6 protein-coding genes and 1 pseudogene are annotated in these 19660 nt (G+C 68.5%); 6 read left to right on the plus strand and 1 reads right to left on the minus strand.

The features are described from left to right. Positions 1-144: 144 nt before the first annotated feature. The 3 genes from ACGFMK_RS35980 to ACGFMK_RS35990 are packed head-to-tail and all read left to right on the plus strand — an operon-like array spanning position 145 to position 9544. Positions 145-3747 (plus strand): AAA domain-containing protein, encoded by a 3603-nt coding sequence (locus ACGFMK_RS35980; RefSeq protein WP_392773071.1) that lies wholly within the window; start codon positions 145-147, stop codon positions 3745-3747. Further along, positions 3744-7019 carry a hypothetical protein gene (locus ACGFMK_RS35985; protein WP_392773074.1) on the plus strand — a complete coding sequence of 1092 codons (3276 nt, stop codon included), beginning with the start codon at positions 3744-3746 and terminating at the stop codon, positions 7017-7019. Before ACGFMK_RS35980 ends, ACGFMK_RS35985 begins: the two co-directional genes overlap by 4 nt. Then, positions 7016-9544: a sensor histidine kinase gene (locus tag ACGFMK_RS35990; RefSeq protein WP_392773077.1), complete on the plus strand. Its 2529-nt coding sequence runs from the start codon at positions 7016-7018 to the stop codon at positions 9542-9544. Before ACGFMK_RS35985 ends, ACGFMK_RS35990 begins: the two co-directional genes overlap by 4 nt. Before the next feature lie 91 nt (positions 9545-9635). Here ACGFMK_RS35990 and ACGFMK_RS35995 read toward each other — a convergent pair whose 3' ends face one another. Then, complete coding sequence (locus ACGFMK_RS35995) at positions 9636-11273, minus strand: diadenylate cyclase (protein ID WP_392773080.1); 1638 nt, start codon at positions 11271-11273, stop codon at positions 9636-9638. Between the two features lie 987 nt (positions 11274-12260). Here ACGFMK_RS35995 and ACGFMK_RS36000 point away from each other — a divergent pair. The 3 genes and pseudogenes from ACGFMK_RS36000 to ACGFMK_RS36010 form a co-directional block, all read left to right on the plus strand. Continuing rightward, positions 12261-12443 (plus strand): annotated as a pseudogene (locus ACGFMK_RS36000) (Hsp70 family protein); the annotation flags it as partial. Between the two features lie 83 nt (positions 12444-12526). Next, complete coding sequence (locus ACGFMK_RS36005; RefSeq protein ID WP_392773083.1) at positions 12527-13144, plus strand: Hsp70 family protein; 618 nt, start codon at positions 12527-12529, stop codon at positions 13142-13144. A gap of 180 nt (positions 13145-13324) precedes the next feature. After that, positions 13325-19603, plus strand: coding sequence for a tetratricopeptide repeat protein (locus ACGFMK_RS36010; RefSeq protein WP_392773085.1), 6279 nt, complete (start codon positions 13325-13327; stop codon positions 19601-19603). Positions 19604-19660: the final 57 nt, after the last annotated feature.

Raw genomic sequence — 19660 nt, forward strand, 5'->3', positions numbered from 1 at the left:
ACGACCGCCGGTGATTCCGGTGAAATCGCCGTCACTGTGCGTCCCTGGGCCGAATGAAGGGCGGGCATTGCCAACCGGCGCGCGCGGTGCAAGGATTCCCGACCTGTTGTCTTGGCCGCGGATCAGCTCTGGAGTGTACGCACCGTGTCAAAGCTGGAGATGGATCGCCTGGTCGAGGAGCTTTTCTGCAGTCCAGGGGGGGCATACGGCACATTCGACGTGCCCGGCCGCGCGGCGGGGGCCACGGTCGACGGAGTAGAGCTGATCCATGACACGATCTTCAGGTACGATCTCATGGACTCGGCCAGCAAGTCGGTCACTTTGCAGACGTACTGGGACGTCTCCAAAGTGGGTGGTCTCCTCTGGGATCAGGAGATGCGCATCCTGCTGCGAGCTGCCGCCACCCGGCACCCAGCTCTGCCGTCTGTGGCGGACGGCGGCTACGTCGAGCCGTCCAGCAGTCATCCCGGGTTCGCGTACGTGATCACCGAGGGCTTCAACGACCGGCTCGCCGACGACGAACAAGTCATTCCGTTCATGCGCGGGAACCCTGAGGAGGCGATGAACCAGCTGTCGATGCTCGCCGACGCGTTGAGCATCCTCCACAGCACCGGGGTGGTTCACCGCAACATCTGGCCCGGCACTATCGACCTGGACAGCTCTGTTTCGGGAGAGCTGCCGAAGCTGAAGCTGTCCCGGTTCGAAATGAGCAGGCTCGTGTCCGACCTGTTGCGCTCGCAGACGATCGACGCGGACCGAGGCGCTCAGGCGAGGGCGTTGTTCTTGAAGCAAGGCGCGAAGGCGCTCGTCTACGTTTCGTCGGAAAGGCTGTCGTTGCTCTATCCCGACTCTGTGGGCGCGCCCAGAGAAGATCCCCGGTCTGATGTGTTCAGTCTGGGAATGTTGGCGTCGGAGTGGTTCCTCGGTGCTCTGCCGGAGCCACCTCCCGGCGCGTCCGACAGCGAGGCGGTGCGAGATTGGGTCGAAGAAGTCCAACAAGAGCGACGCCGGTTGCTGCGGGTGGGGACTGAACTGCCTGCACAGCTGGCCGACCTGCTGCACGACATGATCGATCCGGCGATGAATGTTCGCCCGTCCGCGGCCGGTGTAGTTGCAAGGATCAACAAGCACTACCAAGCGATGACCGAACTGTGGTCGGCAACCTCCACACAGCAGCCTTATCTGGTGGGGTTCCAGCCCGCGGAGTTCCGCGACACGGTGTTTCGCTGGAGATGGATCACGGCGGATCCGGCGACGAACGCGGGCCGGGCCCAGCTGGCCGACTTGATCGAGCGCGACCTGCGGCGGGCCAAGCTGGTGCATTCGCCGCACGGAGCCGATCGCGCCGTTCCCGTCGTCGGTGATCTCGGTGCCAAACGGGATGCGCAGCACGTCCTCGTCGGCGAACGGGCGCTCTGGTACTGCCGACCCTACCGCCTCGAATCCGCCTATGGAGGTCAAGGGGGAAGTGTCGAAGAGGTCCTGCTGATCAAGTACGTGGTGGGTTTCGAGAGTGAACGGGGCCGGACGGCCTTGAAGAGCCTGCGTCGGAGTTCCACCGAACGTGCCGTACCCGCCGTGGAGGCCGTACCGGTCGACATGGCCAAGGCCGAATTCACTGCCCGACGGCAAGGCCGCCCGTCGTGGGGCCCCTTGATGAGGGCAACCCGGTCGGCGAGCGCCGGAGCCACGGAGGACGAGGCCTATCAGCAGGCGCTCGACTGGCTCGTCGAGTACCAGTGGGTGGAGCACCGGGCGCGCCAGTACGCGTACGTGCGGGAATCGTTCAACGGTGAGGTCGCTGTCGTCCGGTTCGACCGGGACCGCGACTCGGCACGCGGCTACCGGTCGGCGCTCGCCTCGCTGTACGCGGAAAGCGAGGCTCGCCGGCCACCCTTCGTGACCTTCTTCGAGCAGCTCGCCGGCGACGAGGATGACCGGGAGATCGAGGCCGACGTGGACAACGGCAACGAGCCCGGTCGCTCGACGGGGCTGCGCGCGTTCTTCGTGGACCGGATCAACCAGGACGCCTTCAGGCTCCGGGTACGAGGCGGCGCTGATCGGCTGCCGGAAACAGGGTGGTTGTGCCCGGGCAGCGACCGGGGTACGCACCGGGTGTTGATGAGGCAGGATGCCGCTCGGCAGGAGTTGCTCGACAACCGTGCTCTGATGACGCAGATGCGCGAGCCTCGCACGATCGCCGGCCGGCGTGCGCCGTGGTCGAAGGCGGCGAAAGAGCTGAAGGACGAGGGTCGCGCGGCGGTCGTCGACATGCTGGTCAACCAGCCCTTCTTCGCGCTGCAAGGGCCGCCGGGAACCGGCAAGACGACCATCGCCGCCCATGCGATAGCGGCATATCTGGCCAAGGAGCCGGGACGGGTGCTCATCTCGGCGCAGTCCAACTTCGCGCTCGACAATCTCGCGCAGCGCGTGCTCGAGGTGACGAAAACGATCGATGAGAAGGGTCGCATAAAGGGCGAATCGGACGTCATACCGCTGAGGATTTCCTCTGCTGCGGGGTCCGACAGGGTGAGTCAAGCGCTGCGGCCGTTCCGGATCGTCGAGCTGACACAGCGTCGGGCAGGTGAGTTACGGCGCCGGGTCGAGGTCGAGTTGTCCGACCGACGCGATGACGCGGCTCGTCGGTTGTTGGGCAGGTGGAAATCGCTGATCACCGGGTGCGAGCCCGAACTGGCGGACCGGCTTCGCCGCAGCGCCAACCTGGTGTTCGCCACCTGCGCCACCGCGACGCCGGATGCCGTCGCCCGGTCGGGGGCTTCCTCGTTGTACGACTGGGTAGTGGTCGAGGAGGCGGCGAAGGCGTGGCCGACGGAACTCGCCATCCCCCTGGTCCGTGGCCTCAGGTGGACCCTGATCGGTGATCACCGGCAGCTTCCTGCCCATCGGCGGCGTGAGGTGGAGGACTTTCTGCGTGAGTGCGCAAGAAGTGACAATCCGGATATCGCCATCGAGGAGGAACTCGTCGAAGACTTCCGCAGGTTCTTCGACCTGTTCGGCACGCTCTTCGAATCGGGTCAGAGCGCGGCCGAGTCGAAGCTGAGCACCGCAACCCGCAAGCTCACCACCCAGTACCGGATGCGAAGGCCCATTTCAGAGGTCGTCAGCCGCGTGTTCTACCCGTTGACCGAATCCACGGCGCCGGGCGAGCTCCTTCCCGGCTTGCTGACCACGGGCCGCGCGGACTCACCGGCCTGGCCGACCGCGCCAAAGTGGCTGGGCGAACACCCGCTCATCTGGCTGGACACCAGTGGAACGGGCGGGAGCGACGAACCGTACTGGCGCAACCCGGCCGAGGCCGGTCTGATCAGGGATCTGTTCGCACAGCTCAGGCCCCGGCCGGCGACCTTGCCGAGCAGCAGCGAGCAAAGACCCGTCGCCGTGCTGTCGCCCTATCGCGCCCAGGTCAAGCTCCTGGCGGAGGATGCCGACATCAAGCCGTACGTGTCGACGTTGCACGCCTTCCAGGGACAGCAGGCTGACGTCGTGATCGCCTCCATGGTGCGGGACACCCGGCGTGCCGACCAGAGCAAGCCCTGGGGCAACATCGGTCACCTCACCCAAGCGCACCTGTTGAACGTCCTGCTGTCCCGTGCGCGTGACCTGCTCGTCGTGGTCGGGGACCTGCCCCACCTAGAGAACAGTGGCTCGGAGGTCTGGGCTCGGCTGGGGCAGGCACTGCGGGAGTTCGGCACCGTGATGCCCGCCGGCAAGGTGAACGACCGGTGACCGGCACGGTCACCGTGTTCGTCCCGTGCGACGTCGTTCCGGTGCGCGTCGAATACGCCCTTGGCGAGGGGCTGTCGCCGATGGAAGAAGGCGTACTGCGCGCCGTCGTCGAAGGCTTCGACACGATCGGCGAACTGAACGCGTTGCTGGGCCTTGGCGATCGGCTGACCCTTGACATCGTTTCGGACCTGTGGCGCAGGTCCTACCTCACGCTGGACTTCACCGAAGGCACGATGTGCCCCTCCGCGGAGGTGCGGAACGCCGTGCAGGAGGACGACCTTTCCGGCCTGCGCGGAGCGGAGCGAGGCAACGAAGTGCGGCACGTCATGGTCGAAAAGCTGACCGGCTACGTACTGCCCGCGAAGGAAGGAACCAAGAAGGTACGCGACGGCCGGCTGATCGTGCAGGTCGGCTCCGACGACGGCTGGGCCGACGACCTGTCCGGTGCCGACGTCGCCAGAGCGCTGGACGAAGAGGAGAGCAAGCGGGGGAACGCCGACGATGAGAGCGTGCTGACCAGACGCCGGCGCGTGGTCTCCGCGTATCGGGTACCGGCACGCCTGGGTGCCGGCCAGGAGCAGCGATGGTTGCCACTCGATGTGCGTGTGAGCATCGATCCCGACACCGAAGACTTGCAAATCGTGGTGGCGCCGGGGCCAGGGCTGCCCGCCGACCGCAGGGAGGCGGCGGCTCGGCGGATCAAGCGGTACGTCGAGGAGTTCCCGGATTCGGAGTTCGCCCGGCACCTGCGAGGTCAGGGCACCACCCAGTACGAGGATTCGCGGCCGGTCGAGGAGCTCCTGGAGCGGCTCGAGCGACGTGTGGCCAAAGCCCGGACGGAGCCGGCCGGGACGCGGACGGCGTTTCACAGCGAACTGGCAGCGGAGGCTCGTGTGGTGCACGAGCTGGTACGTCACCGGATTCGGTCCGAGGTGCGTGCCCGGCTGGTCGTCGGAGAGGCCGACCACCTGGCAACGACGCTCGAACTCATCAAGGACGCCCGCAAGCAAATCGTCCTCGCCTGCCCCGGTATCCGGCGAAACGGCCTGCAACGGCTGATCGAGCCGCTGCGCGAGGCGCTCGATCAAGGCGTTCAGGTTGCGATCCTGTGGGGCTCCCAGCGCGACAGCAAGCTTGAAGACTGGGTCAGGAATGCCCTGGCCGACCTGCGCCGCGGGCCGGATGACACGGATGCGCACCCGCGGCTGGTCTGGTCATCGCTGCCGAGCCGGGCAAACGCCAGGCTGGTGATTGCCGACGATCGGCGTGCGCTGGTGACAGGCGCCGCACTGCTGGACGGATCGATCGGCGACAAGGAACTGGGTTTCGATTTCGGCGCCGTCGCCGGCACCACCGAATGCGAGCCCATCGAAGCACTGCTGCGCGCGATGGCTCGCGCGATGCCGGAGTACCGCCTCAGCCAGGCGCTGTTCGTGCGGCGCAGCGAATTCGGGCCGCCTGATCAGAGCGGCTCCGGTCCGGAAGAGCTCACAACGCCCCAGCCTCCACATGATCGCGAGGGTGGCGAAGTCGCCGACAGCGCGGTTCTCGCGTGGGCGAACGCGTGGACGAACACCATCCAATCGCTGCGGGGCATGCTGACGCAACAATCAGCACCGTGGGCGGAGGTCATCGAGGACGGGGAGCACAGTGCTGCGCTCTGGCGGGTTCTCCGGAGTTCCCAGGGGCGGATCATGATCGGATCGCGCCAGCTAGCCGCGCAGGTCGTGAACCCGCGGTTCGTGGACGCGCTGAGGTCTCAGCTCGATCAAGGCGCGCGGGTGGAGCTGCGGTACCAGCGGTCCGGCGAGGGCGATCAGGCCGGCCCACTGCACGAGCTGAGCCGCGAGCGCGGTGTCCGGGCGCGAGTCGAGCGGATGAGCGCGGCGCCGAACGTTCTCGCTACCGAACAGGAAGTCGTCGCCACCAGTTACGACCTGCTGGCGCTCAGCTCGGGCCCGGGAGTCCGGCAGCTGTTCCGGTCGGAGATCGGCGTCCGCATCGTCGGAGCAGGCCAGGCGGCACAGGTGCTCGACCTGTTCGGCGGCCGGCTGCGGCCGGCGGAGGTCGTGACGCCGGACCGCAAACCGGCAGGAGGCCGGACACCGCAGCTGCCGCCGGCCTCAGGTGGACTGGACCTTCTCAACCAGCTGGCTGCGGAGACGGACGAGGCTGCGCGTGTCGACAAGGTGTTCGCTGTAGTCACCGCTTCGTCGCGTCCCCTCGACCTACTTGACGAGCTGGAGTCCGTATACCCCGGCGATGCGGTGCTCCGGGCAGCTGCCGCGGCGGTGGTGCGACATACCGGCGTAGGCGACGACGAACGCGTGCCGTGGCTGAAGCACTTGACCCTGGACCAGTGGCGCTGCGGCGCGTTCGCAAGTGCGGCGATGCTGCGCCGGGCGGTGCCCCACCCTGGTTGGCAACCCAGGCCATGGCTGTGTGCTGTTGCCGCGGCGCACCGGACACGGTGGAGTCCGCAGACGGTCTACGACAACGTCACCGATGGCCTCAGCCCCGGCGAGACCGCTGCGCTTACCTCAGTCGCGGCGGCAGACTTGGTATTGGGGCCGATCGACGGCGAACCTGCGGACGGAGTGACGTCGCTGCTGCCGGAGGCTCTGGAACTGCTGCCGGATCTGGGGGAGCCCTGGGACGAGCTCGCCCGCGCGTCCACGGAGTACTGGCAAAGGTTCTCCGCGCCGGTCCCTCTGGCGGACATCGTCCGGGCAACCGACCACGCGCGTGCCGACGAGGAAGCGCAGAAGATGTGGTCACAGCTGCAGACTCGGCACGCCCACGCCGCGCGGACTTCCTTCGATTTCGCCAACGGTCAGCGCCTGCACGGAAGATTGTTCCACGCCGACGGCGTGTTCGGCCGGATCCAGGCCCTGGCCGAGCGACGGGACGTCGGCGGGCTGCGGGCGTGGCTCGACGAGCATGCCGAACAGGACGCGAGCGATCTGATCGACGAAGCCAGCGCCGAAGCGTTGCCACGCGGGGGTTCGGTGCACAGCAGGCGGCGGCGGAACTACGAGCAGCGGCTCGACGCCATCATCGCTGCAGCACGCCGCGTCGACGAGCTGAGCAGATCATCCCGGCATGCCGGAGAAACGGGATGGGTCGAAGACGTCAAGCCCCTGGCCGCGACCCTCGCCCGGCTTCAGCCGGAACTCGACCGGGCGGCCGCGACAGCCGGTGAACCGGAGCGGCAGCTGATCATCGCGGCGTTGGACGCGTTGAAGCCACTGGCACGTTGGGGGCAACAGTGACCGACCTCCTCCGTGACATCATGGCTGCTTCGGACCAGAGGTGGCGATACGCCGCCACCATCGGCCTTCTCTCGGATCCCGTGCAGCAGTTTTCGGACCTTCAGCTGGCGCAGGGGGTGGCGCTGGACCTCGCTAAGCCACCGGCTACGGCCGAAGCAGCGGCCGGTCGGCTGATCGATAGCGGCGACTTCGCGGCCGCTGATGCCCTGATTTCCGAGGGCGGACTCGGCGACCAGCTAGATGAGGCTCTGCGCCGTGCGCGGGAGGCTGCACTGCGGGAGGTGGATCGCCGCCACAACGAACTCCTCGAGCGAAGCAAACGCTGCGAAGGCGAAGTGGTCGAACGAAGCCGCCTGGCAAGTCTGTGCCATGCTCGCCGTACCGCATCCGACGTCGTCCTCGCCGCCTGGCAGGAAACCACGGAGGAAACCGAACGAGAGTACGCCCGGCAGCTGGAGACGCGGTTGGTGACGGTGGCCGGCGACAGCTCTCCGGTGTGGGTCGAGGCGGTACGTGCCTGTATCACCGCGAGGGAGTTCCCTGCCGCTGGCATGATGCTGGACGGACCCCCGGACGCCGGTACCCCCGGCGGTCCGGTCGTCGTGCCCTACGGCCAGGAACGCTGGCCCTGGCCGGACCTGGGACTGGCCGGCGCCCTCGCCTGGTACCTGGACCCGGACGCGGATCCGCAGCTCGACTTCGTCAACCGATGGCGGCCGGATCCCCAAACCGACCCAGTGGGCTCTCGCCTCGTACTGGCACTGCACGAAATGTGCCGCGAGCTCAGTTCGAGTACGGTCCAGACCTTCGCCGACGCGCTGGACGAGCTTCTCGGCTTCGAGAGCACCCGCCACACCGCCGAAAGTACCGGGCACGAAATCCAGACGACGCTCAACGGCCTGCGGGACCCCCGTTTCACCCGCATCGCCATCCCGGCCGCGTGGACGCTTCTGGTCGGATCGAGCGGCCCGCCACCGGCGAACGACGATCCTTCGCAGGTAACGGTCTGGCTCGACTTGAACTCGTCGGAGGCGGCGCCACTGCCGGTCGGGGTGGTCAGGATGCTGCCGGAAGTCCTCTTCCGCCTCCTCGCGCGAGGCCCGGGATCCGGCACCATGTCACCGTCGGAACGCCGGATCAACCTGCTGCGCGCACTGTGCCGGCAGCTGCCGTTGCAACGGCTCTTCCCCGCGCAGGGCGGCGGCCGGCCGGCAACCGCCCACGAGCTCCGCGACGACATGGCGTGGCTGCTCGACCTGCTGGGGGTTCGGGCCCGAGGCGCTGTGGTGGATGCGCTGTGCTACGACACCGCGGGTTATCGACCGGCGGTCAGTGCGGCTCTCGAGAGTCTATTGGCCGGCGAGGGGAAGCGCCCCACGGAATTGACCATGACCGACATCACCGAATGGCGGAGGTCCCGAAAGGCTCTCGAAGAATTTCGCAGTCGTGTCTTCAAGGCTTTGCTGGCCGAACCGGATGTGGCCGCCGTCGGCCTGGCGGCGCTAGCGTTGCAGGACAACGAACCGGACCGCCGGTTCGGCGAGAACGAGGTGCGGGAATGGCTGGGGATCTTCGGCGGCGTCCAGTCCGAGCCTGCCACGGCGGTACTGTTTGACGTCGAACCGGCTTTGCGGCGTGCCGTCGTGGCGGGGATCCTCCGCCACGACGGAGAACAGTACGGGTTCCGTGGGCCTGGGCTGGCCGCCATGCTCGGCGATGACGTGGAAGGGTACGTCGAAGAGACCGTGCAGGAGCTGCACCAGCGGAATCAACTGGTTCTCGAGCAAGTCGGCCTGCAGATGCGCAACGAGGCGTTGTCGTCCACGTTACACACGATGAAGACAGATCTGTTCGAACTGCGGACCGCGCTGAAACATGCTGTCGACGCGGACAGTCTCGACAGCATGCGTTCGGCCCTCGCGTTCGGCGCGAAGCGCGCAAAGGAGATCGAGGAGCGGTGTGCCGATCTCGTGAAGACACGCAAGGAGGAGATGCTCGCCACCGAACGTGTCGATGTCGGTGAGCTGTTGGAAGAGCTGCGCCGATTTTACGAATCCAGGTACCCGGCCCGCCTGACGGTGACGGTACGGGTTCCGGGGGAACCGCTGGCGATCTTCGGCAGCCGCCAAGTCGTTCGCCTGGCGATCGAAAATCTGATGACCAATGCGATGCAGGCGCAGGAAGGGCCCGAGTTCGTCAGGGCGTCGATCGGGCTGACGCTGACGAAACAGCCGGTCTCCATCGCCGGCACTCAGGTCGACTGCGCGGTCATCGACGTCGAGGACGATGGGCCCGGCGTTGCTGACCAGGTCGCTGCGAAAATCTACGCCGGTGAGGTGCTTCCCGAGCGGCCGAACGGGTTGGGGCGGGGGATCAGCTTCACCAGAGCCCATGTCAGCTGGTTCGGCGGCCGACTGTACCTTGTGGGCCGCTCATCTGCCATGAACGGAGCGCATTTTCAGGTCCAGCTGCCGCTGATCGAAGAGTCCGGCCAAGGAGAGGCCGACGAGCTGAAGCCAACCTGACGTCCGCAATGTGCGGGGCAACGTCCTGCGGTCGTTGCCCCGCCGTTCCGGTGTATCTGTAGCTTCCCGGCAGGACTTTGGCGGAGTTGATCTACCGGAGTGCAGGGCGCCCTTCGCGGATCACCAGTTCCATCGAGGTTATCAGGTGCGGCACCGAGTCATTCGGGGCCTTGAGGTAGATTCTGCTCAGGCCGTACTTCTCCTTGAGAGCGTCGATATCCCCGGCTTCGGGAGCGCTCGAGATCAGCATTGCCGGGGCGCCGCCGTTGTCTCGTAGGTATTCGAGTATCTCCACTCCCTGAGCGTCGTTCCCCGCGGCGGTCAGGTGCAGGTCGACCAGCGCGGCGTCGAAGTCCAAGTCGTCTTCGGCGGAGAACTGGCGCCAATCCTGGAGCGACCGCAGTGGTACGCAGTCGTACTGCCACCCCAGCACGTCGACGAAGGTGTCGGCCATGCGGTCCTCGACGATCAGGACCCGTTTCCGGTCGCCGACGCGGCCGTTGAGGGACGCGATGCCGGACACCCACGAGGGTATCCTGTTGGGCGCGAAATGCGTGATGAATGTCCTCAGGCCGGGGAGTCCGCGTTGCTCGTGCACGGTCATCTTCCGGATACGGCGCAGCAGCTCGGCACGCGCTGTGTAGACCTCATGCCAGTACCCCGAGGTGTTCGGGTGCAACGCCGTCGGATCGCCACGCCACAACGAAAGCAGCCGATCCACCTGGGCGGGCCGAGGTGAATCCGGGAGATCCTGGACGCCGGCCACGAATTCCTCGGTGTCCAGGGCCAGCTCGAGTTCCATGAGGCAGTCGCCGCGCTGCGTCAGTATCTCGAGCCCGAGCTCGCGGAGGGTGCCGATTCCCTGCTCGAGCGCTCGTTCCCCCTCTTCTCCCAATGTGCTTTGCAGCACGTGGATCGGAATGCGCCGTTCGTCCGTGAGTGCGAGCATGATGAGGATGTCCGCAGCGAACCCCGTGACCGGTTTGTCGTCGACGTAGACGTCACCCAGCAGCCGCACGGCGGGTTCTTCGGATCCCCGCGTCGCGTCGCCTTCGGTCGCCGGCGCCGGAATCGCCGACGTCAGACCAAGTTCGCGAGCGATCGCCCTGCACTCTGCGGCCTGTGCATCCCCGGTGGGCCCCAGCTCGGCCAAAACGACCTGGATTGCCTGAACGGTGGACTCCGCCTCAGTGCGGACGCTGGCCGGTATCGAGCGCCTCGAACTGCCGCGCCGCGCGTGTATGGTCAAAGTCGTACGCAGCAGCTGCAACTGATGTTCGACCGTCGCCTGCAGCTCCGCCTTTGTTCGGAGGGTGAGCTGCTCGTTGCCCACGAAGAGCGTGACAAGTTGGCGTTCCTGGCTGACAGCGATCACGGGGTGGTTCGTCTGAGCCGCGAAACCGGCGGCCATGGCGTGCCGGGCACCAGGGTCGGGTGCGTGGCGCGCAATTTCCGGTGCTAGGGTCGCGTGTTTGCAGACGATGACCTCGAGACTCGGATCCAAGATCATCGCGCCGTCGATGGCGGCGTTGGTGAATATCGCGCGCCCGGTCATCGGCCAGGATCCCCAGTCGCCGCCGGTCATCAGCGATGCGTGGCATCCGCCGCAGCCGAGCACCACGATCACGCCCTTGCCCTGGGTGCGCGCGAGTTCGACGTCGTCACGCAAAAGCTGGCCGAAAACCAGGCCGGCGCGAATGTCGGCAGGCAGCTCCGAAAACTGCAGCATTGATCCTCCATGCGCCCTGGTTGCTAGCATCTTAATGGGAGCGTCGGGGGGCGAGTCGACGGACCGGCGCGCGACACGCCGCGAAACGCTGCGTATCTCAGCGCGGTGACCAGGGTGATCATGGGTAGTGGTTCCGGCCGGCGGCGCGCGCGATCGTCGGACGCCCGCGCCCTGCTCTCTCGTTCGACTGGCCGTGATCAACACATGCGCGACGTCGACCGACCCGGACCGCAGTCGTGTGTGCCGGACTACTGACCCGGGAGCCTCCGATCCACTAAGACCACATCTCATTTGGGGTTGTTGTGGGCTAGAAGGTCCAGTTTGACGGCTCGGCGGTAGCAGATCACCGCGCAGGCCAGCTGGGTGAAGCCAGGAAGTGGGCGGCCTTGCGCTCGTATCGGCGTTGTACGTGCCGACAGTACATCCGCGCAGTTCAAAAGCGATCGACGTGTGCCGTTCACTGTGCGGCAGGCGCCCGAAACGTTGACCACGTGACGGCGGAGCGGCTGCCGGACTACGACGTGAAGACGCATCGGCGGTGGCTGGCCGTCACGGTGGTCAAGGCGGACCTGCTGGCGGCCAGCCGCTCGCGGGGATCTCGCGCCGGGGAACGTCACGGCCTGGCTGGAGCGGGCCTGCCTCGACAACCTCGTGCTTGCGACCGACCGCGGCTTCGGCGAAGTCCGCTACTTCGTGGTCGCATGCCTCACCGATGTCCCGGCGATCCACAGTCGCGGCCACGCCGTTCGCTGGTTTGCCGGCGGCGCCGGGCTCCGGCTGTGGACCGGCCCGGCGGCGGAGCCGGCGACCCGGACAAGGAACCGGAGGAAGCGTTGTGAGCGTGTTCAAAGACGTGCCGCCCGCGCACCTCACCACCGCGTGGTGCTGATCGCGGTGGTGCTGTCGCTGCTCGCGGCGACGGCAGGAGCCGCTGTCCTGGGCCGCGCACGTGCGCCAGGTGTGGACTGGCCTGGACTGGAGAGCCGTGTGATCGCCGGCAACGATCTCGGCACGACGTTCTCGGCCGTCGCGGTCCCAGGCCCGGACGGGCAGCCCACGGTCGTGCCTGACCTCCTCGGCGAGCTGACGACGCCGTCGGTCGTGTACTTCGAGTCGGCCACGGCGGCACTCGTCGGAGCTGCGGCCCCTGACGCCGCAACGGTCGATCCGGGCAACCCCGTGGCTCTGGTCAAACGCAGGATGGGGAGGGGTTCGAACTGCTCTTCTGCCACGCGGCGCACACGCCGGAGTCGGTGTCGGCCCTCATCCTGCGGAGTCTGGTCCAGGACGCCCGCCGTCACCTCGGCGGAAGTGACAGCGGCGCCGTCCGAGCCGTCATCACGGTGCCGGCCTACTTCGGCGCACGGGAGCGTGAGGCGACGTTCCAGGCGGCCCGGCTCGCCGGGATCGAAGTGCTCGAGCTGCTCAGCGAGCCGGTCGCGACGGCGCTGCACTACGGTGTCACGCGCGGCCCGGCTGCGTCGTGCTCGTGTACGACCTCGGCGGCGGCACATTCGACCGACGGTCCTGCGCGTCGGCCGGACGGCGCCCAGGTCGTGGTGACCGACGGTGACAGCCAGCTGAGCGGCGCCAGCTGGAACGACCGGATCGCGGAATTCCTCCCACCTCGTGGCGGCGTCGGCCCACGCGGGACCGACCTGGTGCCGGCGCTCGAACTGGCTCGCCGCGACGTGATGCTCCCTGCCGGGCGACCGCTTGCTCTGTGTCTTCGGCGACGGCGACGTGGGCGAGCGCGTAATCGCCCTGGCCCGCGAACTCTGCGCACAGGGCGTCCGGATCATCGTGCGCAGCTTGGGAACGGCAGCGACAGGGGCGTCGGCGGCGCTGGCGTGCCCGGGACAGCAGGATGAGCGGCAGCTGATCGCGGACGAGCAGTCGATCCGTGCGGGGCATCGCGTCGATGGCCAAGGGCTGACCGGAGCCGGCCGGCCGGGAACGGGACCTGATGTTCGCCGAAGCCACGAGGGACTCGATGCCCCGGTTGATCGTGGCATAGAATTTCGGCACCCCGCACTGGGTTCGGAGGTGACGTGACCAGCAGCGAGGAGCCGCCTGCGGATCTGCGTGCCCTGCTGGCCTTCGGGACCGTGTTGCGCGAAGGTGTCGAGCTCGTTCGTGAACAGGGCCTCGGCACGACCGTCGTGGTGGGTTATGACGAACAGGATGCCGACTTCGTGGAAGGAGGCTTTCGGGTCGACCTCCCGCTCACCGCCGAGGAGATCGGGCGCGCCGCGCGCAACGACAATGCCACGGTGGTCACCGCGGATCTGAAGTCGATCCTCATGGAACGCGTGGTCCTGCGACCGCGGTCGCAGATCGCCGCGACCGCAGGCGGGACCCGACACCTCTTCGCTTCGCGGTACGCCAAGGAGACCGGCAAGCCGGTGATCGTGGTGAGTGAAGAGCGAAGATCGGTAACTTTGTACGCTGGCGAGCGCGAGCACACCTTGCGGTCGAGAACCGAACTGCGTCAGCAGGTCGACGACCTGATGCTTGCCCTGCGCCAGGTCGGGAAACTGACGGCCGAAGCGGACGCGAGCGATCCGGCGAAGCACGCCCGGCTGGAATTGGCCAAGGACGCCCTTTCCGAGCTGCGCGGACATCTCGCCGAACTGGGTACCGCGGGGCGCGGGCCGGCCATCGAATGCGCCCTCATCGCGACGACCCTCGGGCTCGCGTGGTCGCGGCCGCACCAGACTCTTCCCGCCGTCGTCGAGGCCAAGGCGGCGCTCGTTCCGGTGCCGGACCCGTCGGCGCCGTCGGTGCGGAACGAAGTTTCCGGAACCGCTGGCACCGTGGTGCAGGCCGGCTCGATCGGCACCCTCCACATCCACGACCACCAGCCGACGGTGCCGCCTCCCCAGCAGCTCCCGCCCACGCATGCGCGCTTCACCGGGCGTGAGAAGGAACTGGCCGAGCTCGACGCGATCCTCTCCGGCGACGACGAGACACCGAAGATCGCGCTTATCACCGGCGCGGCCGGGATCGGCAAGACCGCGCTCGTCGCGCGGTGCGCACGCCTGGTGGCCGACCGGTTCCCCGACGGGGTGCTCTACACCGACCTCCGGGGTTTCGACCCGGCCGGGCCGCCGGCCGACCCGGCCGAGGTGCTCGGCGGGCTCTTGCGCGATCTCGGCGTGCCGGAATCGTCGATCCCCAAGGGTCTCGACGGTGCGGTCCGGCGCTATCGCTCCTGCCTGCACGGCCGCCGGTACCTCGTGGTGCTGGACAATGCGCGTAACGCCGACCAGGTCCGTCCACTGGTGCCCGGTTCGTCCACGTGCGGTGTCCTGGCGACGAGCCGATCGGAGATGCGCAGCCTGGTGGCTCAGGTGGGGGCGCGTCGGCTCGTGCTCGACGTGCTGCCGTCCGGGGACGCGATCACCCTGCTGGACCACGCCGCGGACGCCGCCGGCCCGCTGGCCGCGGAGCTGGCCCGGCTCTGCGGGTACCACCCGCTCGCCCTCTGCATCGCGGCCGCGCGGTTGGAGGGCGCCGCACCCGACGAGTGCGCGGACTTCCTCGCCGACCTCGAAGCCGAGCTGCTCGGCACCCTGACCGAGGCGAACGACACCACGGCATCGGTGGCGGCCGCCTTCAAGCTTTCCTACGACGCGTTGCCGGCCGCGGCGCAACGGACGTTCCGGCTGCTGGGTACCTACCCGGGGCCGACCCTTTCGCGCGCCGCCGCGGACGTGCTCGCCGGCAACCGGGCGGGCATCCGGACGCTGCTCGACGCGCACCTCCTGGAATCGGCAGGCCCCGGCCGGTATCGGTCCCACGACCTCGTCCGGACCTACGCGGCGGAGTGCGCCCGCCGGGACGAACCCGCCGAAGAACGGTACGCCGCGCTGCGCCGCGTGGCCGGCTGGTTCCGCGAGACCGCCGAAGCCCATGACCGGGTCCTCGACGCCTGGCGCCCGCGGTTTCCGGGCTTTGCGCCCGTTCCGGCCGAGCCGGGTGACGGCGCCGCCGCGGAGATGTGGTTCCAGACCGAGCTCGTGAACCTCGCCGCGGTGACGCGCGCCGCCTGGGAACAGGACGAACGCGACCTGACGTGGCGGCTGGCGCTCGCGCCGTCTGCGTACTTCTTCAGCCGCAAACCGTGGGCCACCTGGATCGAGGTCCAGGAAACGGGCTTGAAAGCCGCGCGGGCAACCGGCGAACGCGAGGCGGTGGCCTGGCTGTGCGACGGGCTCGGGGTCGCCTACCGGGAACGACGGCGGATCGAGGACGCTTTACAGGCTCTTCGTGAGGCATTGACGGCTTTCCAGGAGTCGGGGGACGCGGCCGGGGAGGCGCAGGCGAACCTGCATCTCGCTCAGGTTCACCGCGAGGCGGGAGAACTCGACGCGGCGCTCCAGTGCGCCACCACCGCTCTCTCGCTGTTCGAGTCGACCGGGCTCCAGCACGGCCAGGCCAGGGCCGCGAACCTCCTGGGAGGTATTCACCTGGCCTTGGACAACTTGCCGGCGGCGCTGGACCACGCCCGGCAGTCCGTGGCCAAGTTCGACGACCTGGGTGACGAACACGGTCGCGCGTGGGCGGTCAACAACCTGGCCAGCGTGCTCGCGAAGCTGGGGGAGCGCGAAGAAGCCGTGGCCGCCTTCCGGGCGGCGGAGGCGGCTCGCCGCGCGATCGACCGGTACGGGCTCGCCTTCACGCTGCTGGGCCTGGGGGACGTGCTCGCCGCCCAAGACCCGAGCGACGGCGAAGCGCGGCTCAAGTACCTCGAAGCCTTCGAAATCTTCGACGCGCTCGACGACCCGAACGCCGCCCTGGTGCGCGCTCGCCTGAAGGCCGACGAGCTCGAGGCGGCTGCCGGCCGATCGGTGGCGCACAGCCTGCGCCTGCTCTCCGACCGGCTCGCGACCGAGCTCGACGTCGCGGCCGGTCAAGGCATCGACGGCGACCGCCACCGGCTCAGCACCGGGCTCCACGTGCGGAGAACCGAGCACTCCCGGGTCGTCGCGCTACTTCGGGACGACGGTTACGACAAGCCGGTGCTCGTGCAGGGGGCGGCAGGCGAAGGCAAGAGCAGCCTCCTGTGGGCGTTGTACACGGAATACACCGCCGGCGCCGGGACGGACGCCTATCTCTTCGACTCGTCCTGGCTGACCTCCGCCGCCGGGCACCAGCCGCGGGTCACGATCGACGCGCTCGTCGCGGCCGCCGAGCTAGCGCGCTCGCGCGGCCACGTTCCCGTGTACCTCGTCGACACGGTCGACCTGCTCCTCCACGACGAGCGGCAGCGCCAGGACTTTCTCGACCTCTGCGACGCGATTGCCACTGCGGGTGCCGAACTCGTCGTCACCTCTCGCCCGGAAGAGGCGCGGACACTCCCCGCAGCGGCGTTCCGCACCGTCGTCCTGGGGCCCTACGATGACGAAGAACTGCCGGCCGCCGTGGCCGCGCACGTTGCGATCTTCTGCCCGGACGCACCGCCCGGTTCGCCCGAGGAGAAGGTCGGCACGATCGTCCGCGCGTCCGCCCGTGGCTTGACCATCCGCGAGGTCGTGCTGAACCCATTAAAGCTGCGCCTGCTGTTCGAGCTGTACACCCCGGATTTCCCGGTGCTGGAACACGATGTGTCGACCTTGTACGAGACCTACTGGGAGCGGCGGGTCCACACGGACCGACGCGGGGAGCTCGCGGTCGCGGACGGCGCGGATCTCTCCTCGACGGCCGAGAACGCCGGGATTGCGCTGCTCGCGTCCGGACTGGTCGAGCTCGGCGAGCGATTGCTGGTCCACTCGGCCACCGAGGTGGCGGTCGGCCGCCACCCTCGCGGCGAAGCCGACCGGTCGGTCGTCCGGGCCGAGGTCACGACTCTCGCGCACCGCGGCGTGCTGGCCCGCTCCGGTGACGCCGTCCGGTTCTTCCACCAGACGATGTTCGAGTACGCGGCCTCCAGAGGCTTGCTGGCGCGGGACGGGGTCCGCGCGCTGAACTTCCTCACCGGACACCTCCGGGAGCACGCGGACGATCTGTTCGTCGGCGCGGTGGCCGAGCAGGCGCTGATCCTCGCGGTCGACGACCCGCTCTGCGCGGACGCCGCGGCCGAGATCCTGGCCGGCCTGGCCGAAGCCGGTGTGCCGCTGCTGCAGCGGATCGCGCTTGGCGTTCTCGCGCACCGGCCGGCACTCGCCAACACCACCGAGCGGCTTATCGAGATCGCCAACACCGCTGCCCTCCGGCGTTACGCGCAGACGATACCGACGGTGGCCAGGGCGGACGCCGGCCTGCAGATCGCGATGCTGGAACGGGTTTGGCAGCGGGACAAGTCCGTGCGCAAGTCGGTGCTGGAAGCCCTCGAACGGTTGAGCGCGCGCAGCCCGGCCTTCGTCGTCGCGGCGTTGCGCCGGCTGGACTGCGTCGTGGTGGTGCTGTCCTGGAAGAACGATCCCGGCGGGATGGTGCTGCTGCTCGCCCGGGTGCTGGTTGCGGCGGCGCCGGCGAACCCCGCGTGGGCGGGAGAGGAGCTGCTCGCGCTGTTCGACGCCACTATCGACCGGAAGACGCATCGTGCCGTGCCCTGCCGCGTCGTCGAACTCGTCGCCGAAAACTGGCCGGTGCTGGGATCACCCGCCACCGCAGCGGCGATCCGGGGCCGGATCGTGCACTCGCAGGAAAACCACGACGCGGCCGCTTCGGAGATGCGCCGAGCACTCGGGCGCATCGAGGCCCTCGAATGGCGGACCCGGCTCGACGAGCTCGTGCCGAGCCCGGACGACTGGTGGCTGACGACGCTCGAGGACGTCTGCGCGCGCCTGGAGCGGGACAGCAGGGACGTCCTCGCCGACGCGCGGCTGCAGGCGCTAGCCGAGCTCATCACGACGGGTGCGCTCGGCCGGGAGCTCGTCACGAGGACGATGACGCGGCTGCGCGGTCTGAGCGGGGCGGCCCCATTCGCGCTCGGCTGGCTATTCCTGCCGCTCCTGCGTGCCGCGGCGCGCGGCGACGCCCCAGCCGTCGCCGCCGCCCCAATGGTCACCGAGCTGCTCGACGGCCTTCCCGCGCCGGGGAACAGCCTGGCCGACGGCCCGCAACGGCTAGCACACGCCGCCCGGCAGGCGCTCCGCGACGCGAAGCTCGAACCGCGGCAGCTGGCAATGCTCGTCGACGGCGTCCGGCCGGCTGGACACGTGGCCGACTGGCTCGACGACGCCGGCCTGTCGGGCCTGCTGATCCCGGCGGCCGTCGGCGGCCACCCCATCGCCCAGGCCGCGCTCGATCGCGTGAAAGCCGACGTCGGCGAGCTTTCGCCGATCGGACAGCAGAACGTCAGCTACGACCTCGTGCCCCACCTCGGCCGCTTCCCGGGCTTGCTCCGGCTGCTCGTCGAACTTTCGGTGCACCGGCAGGCCGCGCAGCCGTTAGCGGAGGTCGTGAACGACCTGGACGTCGAACTGCTCGCGGAGCTCCGCGGCTACTCCGCGACACTCGGTGAACTCGTCGAGCTGCTGTTCGCCGGCAGCGGAACGCAGCAGAAAGAGGCTGCCAGCCTCTGGCGTCGCCTCTACCGGGCCGGAGCGGTCGACACCCCAGACCAGCCGACGCTCGCCGAGCGCTTCCGCGCCACAACCGTCCAAGCGGCCCGCGGGAACGTCCTCGAACTGGCCGTCGACGTAGCGCTGGACGGGAAGGCCGGGTTCGGTGCGGTCGACGGAATGCTGCGGCGGTTGTTCGAAGTGGATCCGGCGTCCGGTGCCGTGGCCGGACGCGGTGGGCGGCAGGCCGGGCACGTCGCCAGGATCGCCCGCTCCGCCTGGTTGAGGCTGATCTGCCGGGGTGGCTCGACAGCCGAACTGGACCTCAACGAGGTGTTCGCCGTCGCGGTGGCCGCGCCCGCCGATGTCGACAGCTTCGCGGTCCTCGGCAACCTGATCACGAGGTTCGCGCGGCAAGGAGAGCCGGAATCCGCGGTCGAGGTGCTGCTGCGCGTCGCGGCCGCCGCCGACGCCCAGCTGTCGGAAAAGCAGGAAAACGCGCTGGCCAACAAGCTGCGTTCCGCGCTGCGCATACTGTTCCGCTGGAGCCCGCTCGACGTCCAGCAGGAGGTGCTGCGTCAGGTCCCGCAGCTGCCCCGGACGCTCGCCCGGATCCTCGTCTCCGCGGCCGCTCAGGAGAACTTCGTCCAGCTACGGCCTCGGCTGGCCGACCTGGTGCACGAGGAGCTGCCGTCCGGTGTTGAACAGCAGATCCACGACGACATCCGCGTCCGGTCGCGGGAGGCCGGCCGCGGCACCCTGCCGAGGCTGCTCCTGCCCCTCGCCGACGACGGCTCCGGTCAATCGCCGAAGACTTGACAGTTCGAGGACAATATTTTCCGTACCGGCCAACGCATTCCCGTCACGGTAAGGTCC

This window comes from Amycolatopsis sp. NPDC049252 (genome assembly GCF_043197175.1).
Classification (GTDB): Bacteria; Actinomycetota; Actinomycetes; order Mycobacteriales; family Pseudonocardiaceae; genus Amycolatopsis.

Bases quoted from the DNA above. Each gene is read 5' to 3' on its own strand.
- ACGFMK_RS35995 (WP_392773080.1), bottom strand. From the start codon at position 11,273: ATGCTGCAGTTTTCGGAGCTGCCTGCCGACATTCGCGCCGGCCTGGTT.